Consider the following 2,736-nt stretch of genomic DNA (forward strand, 5'->3'; position numbering starts at 1 on the left):
GTCGTGGGTTCGAATCCCATCATTCACCCCAACTTTTAAAGTTGAAAGCGGAGCATAGCACAGCCTGGTAGTGCACCTGGTTTGGGACCAGGGGGTCGTAGGTTCGAATCCTACTGCTCCGACCATTTATTTCAAAAACAATACTGTAAAAGATGCCGCATATAGCGGTTTTTTTATGCCTAAAATTTATAAACACAATAAAAAAGCCACCATAAGGTGGCTTTTTTATATTCTGCTATTTAGGGAATGATGGTGACATTTACGCGACGGTTGATGGCACGATTGGTTTCAGTGTCATTAGAGACTATCGGTTGTTCAGCACCACGGCCAATAATTTGAATATTTGAACTGTTATAACCTTGCTTTAAAAAGACGTTTGCGACGCTTTGCGCACGTTTTTCTGACAGTTGTTGGTTGTAATTGGCTTGTCCAACATTATCCGTATGACCAATAAACTTAATTTTGTTTAGGTCATATTTAATCAGTTGAGTGGCAAGTGTATTTAACTTGACTTGTTGGTGGGGTTGAATTTGATAATCATCAAAACCAAATAAAAGTCGTTCTGGTAGGGCAAGTGTCCAACCATCATTGGTCAAGACAAACCCTTCTTTTTTAAGCATGCGTGCTTGTTTGTAGCTTAAGTTACCTAAACTCATGCAGGCTGTCATAGTGGCCGTGAATGCAATTATAAATAAAACTTTAAATGCGTTCTTTAACATAGCAAATCCTATGAGTTGGGGCGTTGAAGTGCAATGCACCAATGATTATTAGAAAGTTTAGCATCATACATCGCGCGTTCCGCATCTGCGATCAAATCTTCTGGCGATTTTGCATTTTGGATCAGTGCCACACCAATATTAGCTTGTAATGCAATATTATGTTGCTCATAAACAAATGTGGAACCATAGCAGTCATGTATTTTGTGACAAAAGACTTCGAGTTCCGTCAGGAAGTTTAAGCGATTGATAATAATTGCAAATTCATCACCACCGAGTCGCGCAACGAAAGCATCATCTGGAAGTGCTTGTTTTAAACAATGTGATGAGGCACGCAGTACTGCATCACCAGCTAAGTGTCCATATTGGTCATTCACATGTTTAAAGTTTTCAATATCGACAAAGAACACAGCAGCGTTCGCTTTTAAGTCAAATAGCTCAAACAGCTTTTCATAAAAATAATTACGATTTGGCAATTGGGTTAATGCATCATGACGTGCTAGATGAATTAGCTTGTCATTTTCTGAAATCAAGTTTTTATTTGACTGTTCAATTTCACTAAGTAAACCATTAAAGGCGGTACTGAGTGCGTGTAATTCTTGAATATCAGAGTTTGAAACCCGCATTTTATAATCTTTCTTAATGCTAATGGTTTGGGCTGATTCAACAATAGAGCGAACAGATTGCATTAAGTATTGATAAACAGAATTCACCGACCAAAACACAGTAGCTAATAAAAGAATAAAACCTAAAAACAAGCCTAGCAAAATTTTATGGAAGAAACTAACTAAATCTGAAGAGTTTCCATATACGACCAGTTCGCCGTAACTTTTCTGATCATGATGAATATCTAAACGAATCGGTTGGCTAAAAAAGAAATAATCTAAAATCGCTTGGCTAGAGAATGTTGAAATTTCTTTTTGCTCAGCATGAGCAAGCGACGCATTTTGATGGTTGGTAATTTCAATCGATCGAATGGGATACAGTTGAGTGTATTCATTTAAAATTTGACGCATCGTTGTTTGGTCATTAAACACCACAGCGGGTTGAACACGTTCGTTTATCGCATTTGATAAAATCGTTAAGCTGTTTTTTGCATAGGTATGCATAGTATAAGTGGAAATAACCAAAAAAATCGCAGAACAAATCGTAAAAGTTAAAGCAAAGATAGTGAGCTGCGAACGCGTAAATAATTGGTGTAATGTAATTGGGTTATAGAGTTGTTTCATTCAGCTGACTCCGATGACTTCGCCAGTAATAAAACGCGTGGATCAATATGTATTTGTGACTGCGTTAAGCTTTCCATATTAACTTTAAACGAATAACTCTGATTTTTTTTATACAAACAAAATGCACTGCCAGACTCACACTCACTATTGTTGCTACTTAGAGAGAGGGCTGGGAAATTAACATGGTTGTTTAAAATACTTTGTTCTTCTTTTGCTGATAGATTGGAAAAAAATAAAACTTGGCAATGACTAGATTTGATGTCATTCACATTGATGGCTGTAATTTTATAAGTGCTGTGGGTTGGCGCAAGTTTTTTAAAATCATTGACTAAACTTGAATTATTAATTACGCAAAATTTGGGTGAAGTGGTTTCCCACTTGGCATAACTCAGAATAGAGAAAGTGGTTGTGAAAATATTTGCTGTGGGAGCTGCATATAATATGGGTGAAATGGAGCACGCCATTATTAAATAGGCAGTTTTTTTAAAAACAACCATACGAAATCAAAAATTCTTAAATTAAATGGAATGAAAATTGGGTTTATATACGTTTTATTATATGAAATAGGGCGTATATAGCCCAATAATAATACAAAAGAATGTTTATGTGTTTAAAAAAACGACATGCGTAAAATAAATCATAAAAAAGGTGTTGCAACGGTCCTGAAATGCTGTAGAATGCACATCCATCGGCGGTGATGAAGATTAAAACTTCTGATAAAACAATGACTTGGTTGAATTGATTAAGTTGGGTTTTATTTGATAAGTTTAAAAATAATTTGAATTACCAGT

Annotated in this window: 3 protein-coding genes and 1 tRNA gene; 1 reads left to right on the forward strand and 3 read right to left on the reverse strand. The window is 35.9% G+C overall.

Annotated features, from left to right (window positions below; all coding sequences use genetic code 11):
* Positions 1-48 precede the first annotated feature (48 nt).
* Positions 49-125 (forward strand) — tRNA-Pro (locus FTV27_RS12505).
* A gap of 114 nt (positions 126-239) precedes the next feature.
* Here FTV27_RS12505 and FTV27_RS12510 read toward each other — a convergent pair.
* From FTV27_RS12510 to FTV27_RS12520, 3 genes are read right to left on the reverse strand one after another with little or no spacing between them, the layout of a single operon-like run.
* Positions 240-719 (reverse strand): OmpA family protein, encoded by a 480-nt coding sequence (locus FTV27_RS12510; protein WP_180078815.1) that lies wholly within the window; start codon positions 717-719, stop codon positions 240-242.
* An 8-nt stretch (positions 720-727) separates the two neighbouring features.
* Entirely contained in the window at positions 728-1,945 is a 1,218-nt protein-coding gene (locus FTV27_RS12515; RefSeq protein ID WP_180078822.1) for a diguanylate cyclase domain-containing protein, read from the reverse strand.
* On the reverse strand, positions 1,942-2,442 hold the full coding sequence (locus tag FTV27_RS12520) for a YfiR family protein (RefSeq protein ID WP_180024517.1): 501 nt from the start codon (positions 2,440-2,442) through the stop codon (positions 1,942-1,944). The genes FTV27_RS12515 and FTV27_RS12520 overlap by 4 nt, the downstream gene beginning before the upstream one ends.
* Between the last annotated feature and the right edge of the window lie 294 nt (positions 2,443-2,736).

Origin of the sequence: Acinetobacter sp. YH12251 (genome assembly GCF_013417465.1) — a bacterium.
Taxonomy (GTDB): domain Bacteria; phylum Pseudomonadota; class Gammaproteobacteria; order Pseudomonadales; family Moraxellaceae; genus Acinetobacter; species Acinetobacter amyesii.

What these genes read in the sequence shown, in the direction of transcription:
- FTV27_RS12515 (WP_180078822.1), bottom strand. Translation starts at nt 1,945, where the DNA reads ATGAAACAACTCTATAACCCAATTACATTACACCAATTATTTACGCGT.
- FTV27_RS12520 (WP_180024517.1), bottom strand. Translation starts at nt 2,442, where the DNA reads ATGGTTGTTTTTAAAAAAACTGCCTATTTAATAATGGCGTGCTCCATT.
- FTV27_RS12510 (WP_180078815.1), bottom strand. Translation starts at nt 719, where the DNA reads ATGTTAAAGAACGCATTTAAAGTTTTATTTATAATTGCATTCACGGCC.